At 42.6% G+C, this 6110-nt stretch carries 5 protein-coding genes; 3 read left to right on the top strand and 2 right to left on the bottom strand.

The genetic code is table 11. The features are described 5' to 3' along the window. Positions 1–436: 436 nt before the first annotated feature. The gene (yghU, locus tag ACED42_RS01125) at positions 437–1294 is read right to left on the bottom strand and encodes a glutathione-dependent disulfide-bond oxidoreductase (protein WP_371701040.1); all 858 of its coding nucleotides are present in this window, start codon (positions 1292–1294) and stop codon (positions 437–439) included. Positions 1295–1569: 275 nt separating this feature from the next. Here yghU and ACED42_RS01120 point away from each other — a divergent pair, with 275 nt between their 5' ends. Further along, the gene (locus ACED42_RS01120) at positions 1570–1914 is read left to right on the top strand and encodes a YajD family HNH nuclease (RefSeq protein ID WP_004730279.1); all 345 of its coding nucleotides are present in this window, start codon (positions 1570–1572) and stop codon (positions 1912–1914) included. Positions 1915–2093: 179 nt separating this feature from the next. On the opposite strand, the gene ACED42_RS01115 is transcribed toward ACED42_RS01120, so the two are convergent. Then, the gene (locus tag ACED42_RS01115; RefSeq protein ID WP_012600906.1) at positions 2094–2474 is read right to left on the bottom strand and encodes a hypothetical protein; all 381 of its coding nucleotides are present in this window, start codon (positions 2472–2474) and stop codon (positions 2094–2096) included. Positions 2475–3068: 594 nt separating this feature from the next. On the opposite strand from ACED42_RS01115, the gene ACED42_RS01110 reads away from it, so the two are divergent. Both ACED42_RS01110 and ACED42_RS01105 read left to right on the top strand, forming a co-directional pair. After that, positions 3069–4307, top strand: coding sequence for an OFA family MFS transporter (locus ACED42_RS01110; protein WP_009844864.1), 1239 nt, complete (start codon positions 3069–3071; stop codon positions 4305–4307). Positions 4308–4363: 56 nt separating this feature from the next. Further along, entirely contained in the window at positions 4364–6028 is a 1665-nt protein-coding gene (locus ACED42_RS01105; RefSeq protein ID WP_371701038.1) for a VRR-NUC domain-containing protein, read from the top strand. Positions 6029–6110 lie beyond the last annotated feature (82 nt).

The following is a 6110-nucleotide window of genomic DNA, read 5'->3' as shown; positions in this document are numbered from 1 at the left end:
ATCCGTTGGTGGAATGATGTCAGTCGGCGGAAGAATATCCGTTGGTGGAATGATGTCCGCTGGAGGCAATGTGTCAGGGGTGCCACCATAGGTTCGTGAATCGTCATTACATCCTGAAAGAGCCGTGGATATGATAGCCAGCGCAATTATGTTTTTTTTCATTGAGCGATGTTAATCGTAGTTTAAAATGGACCGCTATCTTATCGATTTACTCCACCTCGATGACTATTGTTTTTTGTCTTAACGATAAAAGCACCCACCAATAAGCAATTGAATTTTAAATAAAAAACAAATTTGAGATCCTTATTCCAACTGCGAAACATTCCAGTACCTAATACAAAAAAATGCCATACCTCGTTAGAGATACAGCATTTCAATTAGCCATTAACATTAAGACCGATAGGGTATATCTGCCCAAAAACACGTTCCAAAAAAACTAAGGCTTAAGCTTTAAAACTCGGTCAATGTCTTCTGCAGAATGGCGCTCGGGGACTTGCTCCCACTCTTCACCGAATGAACGGTTCACTACTCGACCTCGTTGGAAACCTTCGCGCGCTTCTAGTTGCTTCGCCCAGCGTACAACGTTGGTGTAAGACTCAACTTGTAGGAACTCAGCTGCATCGTAGATTTTTCCTAGCACAAGGTTGCCATACCAAGGCCAAATCGCGATATCAGCGATGCTTAGCTCTTCTCCTGCTACAAAATCGCTATTGGCGAGTTGTTTATCTAACACGTCTAACTGACGCTTAGCTTCCATCGCAAAACGGTTAATTGGGTACTCTTGCTTTTCATCAGCGTAAGCGTAAAAGTGACCAAAACCACCACCTAGGAATGGTGCTGAACCTTGAGCCCAGAACAACCAGTTAATGGTTTGTGTTCTCGCTGCCCCTTCTTTTGGCAAGAAGTGACCAAACTTTTCAGCTAAGTGCATCAGGATAGATGCCGATTCGAAAACATTCACATCTTCAGCACCAGACTTATCAACGAGTGCCGGTATTTTGGAGTTTGGATTAACCCTCACAAAACCAGAAGAGAACTGTTCAGCTTCACCAATGTTAATCAAATACGCATCATATTCAGCTTCTTTAACACCTGCCGCTAACAACTCTTCCAGCAAGATAGTGACTTTTTGACCGTTAGGTGTACCAAGAGAATACAATTGAAAAGCATGGTCACCAACAGGAAGCTCTTTATCAAAGCGAGCGCCAGATTCAGAACTATTGATATTTGCCCACTTGTTACCACCATCAGTATCGTTAACCCAAACTTTTGGCGGTGTGTATTGTTCTGACATGATATTTCCTTATTAATATAGGGTAGCTTTAACTGATATTAGGTCACGCTCCCTTGGTTAAAACCCCTAAATACAATTTCTTTTCAAACTGTTAAGCATGGCTTATTCCAGAAAGAAATAACCTGCTTTATGAGATAGCACACGTAAAAGATAAGTGTCCAATCAAACCTAAGCCACATAACGGTTAGTACGAAACATGATTTAGTCACGACATGCCTACAGGTTAAAGAAAGCTGTGATAAAATCGGGAGATTACAATTGATAAGGATTTGGCAATGTCTTCTGATTACACTGGCTCGAGTGCAGCGTACGCTCGCCAAGAGAAAGGCTACCGTGAAAAAGCACTGAAACTGTACCCATGGGTTTGTGGTAAGTGCGCGCGTGAATTTGTTTACTCGAACTTAAGAGAGCTGACCGTTCACCACGTCGATCACGACCATACAAACAACCCTGAAGACGGAAGTAACTGGGAACTATTGTGCCTTTACTGTCACGATCATGAACACTCAAAATACACAGACCATGACCGCTATGGCGTTGATGCCAAGGCTCGTTTAGACGACCACCAATCAGCGACGCACAACCCTTTCGCCGATCTAGCGAAGTTGATGAAGAAGTAACACGCATTAAGAACTGTCTTTGCTAAATGATAGCGGCTAGATAATAGATAAATAACAAGAAACCCCAGTATGTCACCATACTGGGGGTTCTTTTATCTGCAATCATAACCAAATAATAGAGTTAAGAGAGGGCAGATCAAAAGAGCCTTCCGAAGAAGGCTCCTTTTTAGAATTCTGAATTATACAGCGGCTTGTTTGCGAGACTCTTCTACCTGCTTAGCGCGCTTTTTAAGCGTCAACTTATCGCGGTATGCAAACCAAACGTAAGTCACTACGACCAAGAAGAAAAGGTATGACAATGAGAAAATGAACGGCGATTGAATGATATCGTTTGAGATACCCCAAGAAACACCGATAACGGTCACTGCAATTTTTGCAAAAAAGCCACACATCAATAGCATTAATGCTAACTGTGGGAAACGCGTGCTACGGAATGCCAGCCAGTAACAACTACCAACTGCTAATGCCGCAATATAGAAGCCGAATAGGAAAGAGTGAATATGGTCAGCTGCCGCTACACCACCAGAAATTGACATCAATAAAATTAAAAACAGTTTCATAATACTCGCCTCACCATAGGTTGGAAACGCATCCTTTCAAATTTGGAATCTCAGTTTGCGTACTATTTTCCCACTTTTTTTGTTCAACACAACCCCTCAAGTTGAACAAAATGTAAGCAAGAGTGCCAACAAAAACACAAGTTAACAATCATTTAACATACTGTTTTTAATAAACCTACGTTAACCCTTGTCTCATATGAATAAAGCGTCATTTCGATTTATTTTGTTACACAAAATTAACCTTGGAAAATATTTAAAATAATTCGTAACTCTGTGATATCCGCACGGGATACGTGGACAATCTGAAATGTGTATCGAAGAACCCCTTAAAAAATAAGCCCGCCACGCTAAAAAGAACAAAATAGAAAGGTATTGAAAACAACTTACAAACCAACAAAAAACAACCCATTAACAACTTTGGGTTTATTTACCAAAAATGGAAAAAGAGATTCCAATCACATTTTTATTGGTTATAATCCGCGCTCTTTTGCGTTGTCTGTTGATAAACGCAAACTAATTTTGAAGAAACAATCACAATAACCCGTCTTTAGTTCAGTGGCTCACCACTGACCAACGACAAAACTGAGAATAAAAATGAGCAAGATTGATAAAGCATCACGTATCCTGCTAGCAGGCTTCTGTATCAACCTTTGTCTTGGCATCCTGTATGCTTGGAGTGTATTTAACAAGGCGCTAGTGACTGAAGCTGGTTGGAGTGCAGCAGAAGCATCTTCACCTTACGCTATTGCAACTATCACATTCTCTGTTTGTCTTCTTGTTGCAGGCATCCTACAAGACCGTATGGGTCCACGTAAGATCCTTATTCTTGGTACAGCGCTTACTGGCCTAGGTATGATTGCTTCTGGTTTCGCTACGACTCCTATGATGCTAAACCTAACGTTTGGCGTGATGACAGGTGCTGGTATCGGCTTCGGTTACGCATGTCTTTCTCCATCAGCAATGAAATGGTTCCATTCTTCTAAGAAAGGTATGGTTAACGGTCTAATCGCTGCAGGCTTCGGTCTTGCTGCTATTTACCTAGCACCACTAACTTCTGCGCTAATCGATAGCATGGGTATCCAAACAAGCTTTATGATTCTTGGTGTTGGTGTACTTGCAATCGCAGTACCTCTAGCGGCAACGATCAACAACCCACCAGCGGATTACACGCCAGCAGAGCCTAAAGTAAAAGAAGGCCAAGCACCTAAAGCGGTTAAGAAGACTGAAGACCTAACATGGAAAGTAATGCTGAAGACTCCTCAGTTCTACTCTCTATGGATCATGTACGCATTTGCTGCTTCTGTTGGTCTTATGATCATCGGCAACATCACTACGATTGCTAGCGTTCAAGCGAACCTACCAAACGCGGTTTACCTAGCGTCTATCCTTGCTGTATTCAACTCAGGCGGTCGTGTTGCTGCAGGTATGCTTGCAGATAAAATCGGTGGCGTACGTACTCTACTTCTAGCGTTCATCCTTCAAGGCGCGAACATGGCTCTATTCGCTACGTTCAACTCTGAATTCACGCTAATCATTGGTACGGCTATCGCAGCTGTTGGTTACGGTACACTTCTAGCAGTATTCCCAACACTAACTGCGGAATTCTACGGCCTGAAAAACTACGGTACTAACTACGGCGTGCTTTACACGGCATGGGGTATTGGTGGTGCTATCGGTGCTGCGGTTGTTGGTTACTCAATGACGAATGGCGAAGGTTACGGCCTAGCTTACACAATATCTGCTGCTATGATGGCCGTGTGTATTGTTCTAGCTATCGTGACTAAACCAATCTCAGAAGCGAAAGCAACAGAACTTAAGCAAGCAAGCGCTTAATTCAGTTCTCGATTGATTAAAAATAGAAAGAGCTTAACCTTAGGGTTAGGCTCTTTTTGTATCAAGCGACTAATCCATTGACGATAGAAACCACTTCTCAGCTCTCCCCTACTTATTATCTCGACAACTTCAATCGACTGATTGAACACGCTCAAACACTCTATCCTGATCTGCTGAGTGACGATGAATGCCATTGGTTGTCTGAATACAAACGTCTTTCAGTTGCAAGCCAGTGTCTAATGATTCGTTTGCTTTCTCGCAAGGGCTGCTGGTTTCGAAGTGATAAGCTCAACTATGCTGAAATTCCAGACCTGAAAAGCGCACTACAAGAGCTAAACACATCGAACTTCATTGCGTTAAGCCACCCTACCGAACAACATAATCTTGTCATTAGTGATCTCGAATTAGGATTGCATCTACTGACTAAACCAGAGCTGTTCAGCGCATTCCCATTTCTGATGAACAATAAGATAGCGAAGAAAGACGAACTCTTGGCTTTGCTCGATCACCAACCTTTTAATAAGTTTCAAAACTTGTCGTTCGATTGTATTTACGTTGTCAAATCTGAAGTTATTGATGTCTTGCTGCTACTGTTCTTTGCCAATACTTATCAAGACCTAAGCCAATTCGTTCTTAGCGATCTTGGACTCAACACCTTCGAAAACTACCCATTAAGTAAACAGCGTCGTTTCTTCACCTCTAGAGAACAGCTCAATCAACTGCTCCAGATACGTGATATTCAACGCTTGTATTCAGAAGGGGACCGCAAAGACGGTGAGTTTCTGGAGCTGCTTTTAAATTCGATTCCTGAAGAATCAGAGCACAGAAACATTGCCAGAAAACGATCGCGTTTGATCAATAATATCGCTCGCGATCTAGAAAGGCTCAACCAAAACGATCAAGCTGTCTTTTGGTTCAAACAATCCGTACTTCCTCCAAGCAGAGAACGACTTGCACGCATCTATGACAAGCAAGACGAGCTAAACTTAATGTGTGACATTGTCACGCAAATGAAAGCGAATCCATCAGATGTATCAGAGTTGGAGATCGCGGCTAAGCTTGAAGACAGGCTACTACGGAAACAGGGCCACAAAGTTTCTCGAACCATAAAACCGAGCTGCAAAGAGATAAAACTGGAATTAGACCTCAGCCAAACGCGAGTTGAACTTGCGGTGAAGCAACACTTGGAAAACCAAGGTTGGGATGTCTACTTTTCTGAAAACAGTTTTCTGTGTGGCTTGTTTGGTTTGGCTTTCTGGGATGTCATTTTCGCAGACGTAGAAGGCGCCTTTATCAATCGCTACCAACATCGCCCTCTGGATCTGTACCATTCAAATTTCGTAGACAAGCGAGTTGAACAGATCGAGGCTGTGTTTCAAACCATATCCGAGCAAGGGCTAAACCAATTGCTGGATATCTACGACCAGAAATACGGTATCGCAAATCCATTCGTTCATTGGAACCATTTCCCTAAAGCACTCATTGAGCACAGTATGGAGGCTATTCCGAACGCCTTAATCGTCGAGCTATTCAAAGTGATGCTCAGTGATTTAAAGCTATTTAGAACTGGGATGCCGGATTTGATTGCGTTCAAGGACGATGAATTTCATTGGATTGAGGTCAAAGGGCCCGGCGATAAATTGCAAGACAACCAATGGCGATGGATCAAAGAGTTCGAGCGATTATCTGTTCCATTCTCGGTTTGCTACGTCAATCATTAGATAGTTGCCTAGCTCTAGTCTCTAGTTTCTAGTCTCTAGTCTCTAGTCTCTAGTCTCTAGTCTCTAGTCTCTAGTCTCTAGT

The sequence above is a fragment of the Vibrio sp. FF145 genome (genome assembly GCF_041439075.1).
GTDB classification, from domain to species: Bacteria; Pseudomonadota; Gammaproteobacteria; order Enterobacterales; family Vibrionaceae; genus Vibrio; species Vibrio tasmaniensis_A.
Note: the sequence above shows the minus strand (reverse complement) of the source record. Positions and strands in the feature narration are given on the sequence as shown.